The organism is Mycobacterium sp. 1164985.4 (assembly GCF_001668575.1).
Taxonomy (GTDB): Bacteria; Actinomycetota; Actinomycetes; order Mycobacteriales; family Mycobacteriaceae; genus Mycobacterium.
Window position 1 is genome coordinate 1 of record NZ_LZMD01000041.1, and the last position, 1,217, is coordinate 1,217.

At 67.7% G+C, this 1,217-nt stretch carries 1 protein-coding gene; it reads left to right on the top strand.

Going from position 1 to position 1,217, the window contains the following annotated elements:
* On the top strand, positions 1–1,217 hold a 1,217-nt coding region (locus A5650_RS05895), incomplete at both ends, for a condensation domain-containing protein (protein WP_231992548.1).

Genomic DNA, 1,217 nt, shown 5'->3' on the forward strand with positions numbered 1-1,217 from the left:
CAGGTGGTGTCGCGGGCGCGCGCGGCCGGGATCGTGTGTCGGCCTCCGGACATCTTCACCGAGCAGACCGTGGCCCGGTTGGCTCGGGTGGCCAGGGTCGCCGATGGGCAGACAGGTTGGGTCGATGCGGGCGTTGGGGCCGTGGAGCCGACGCCGGTGATGCATCGGTTGCAGGGTGTGGATGGCCCGGTCGATGAGTTCAACCAGATGGTGGTGGTGCAAGCCCCGGCCGGGGTCGGCGAGGCCGACGTGGTGGTGGTGTTGCAGGCGTTGCTGGATCGGCATGCCATGTTGCGGCTGCGCGTGGAGGACGACAGCGCCGGAGGGTGGGCGTTGACGGTGCCCGAGGCGGGTTCGGTGCGGGCGGGCGATTGTCTGCAGGTGGTGGAGTCGCTGGATGCCGAGGCGATAACGGCGGCGCGGTCGCGGTTGAACCCGGCCGCGGGGATGATGGTGGCCGCGGTGTGGGCCGGCGCTGACAACCAACTGGCGGTGATCATTCACCACTTGGCTGTCGATGGGGTGTCGTGGCGGATCCTGTTGGAAGACCTCAACATTGCGTGGGCCCAGCACCACGGTGGGCAGTCGATCGCACTGCCGTCGGGCGGGACGTCATTTGCGCGGTGGTCGACGGTGCTGGCCGAGTACGCCCATGCCCGCGAGGTGGTGGCCCAAGCCGAGGCGTGGCGGCAGGTGACGTCGGTCCCGGCGCTGTTGCCGGCGGTGCAGCCCGCGGTGGATACCTATGCCAGTGCGGGGCAGTTGTCGGTGCAGCTGGATGCCGACACCACGCGGATGCTGCTCGGTGAGGTGCCCACGGCGTTTCATGCCGGGGTGCAAGACATCTTGCTGATCGCGTTCGGATTGGCGTGTGAGCGGTTGTTGGGCCCTGGGAACGCCGCGGTCGGTATCGATGTGGAGGGCCACGGCCGCCACGAGGAGATAGCCGACGGGGTGGATCTGACCCGCACGGTGGGCTGGTTCACCACCGTCTACCCGGTCGCGGTCAGTGTTGGTGAATTGGATTGGGCGCAGGTGATCGCCGGTGGGCCCGCGTTGGGCGCGGTGGTCAAAGACGTCAAGGAACAATTGCGCGCGCTGCCCGATTCTCTGACTTACGGGTTGTTGCGCTATCTGAATCCCGACGTCGATGTGACCGGAACCGATCCGGTGATCGGGTTCAACTATCTGGGCCGGTTGGGCGCGGGCGCCAACGA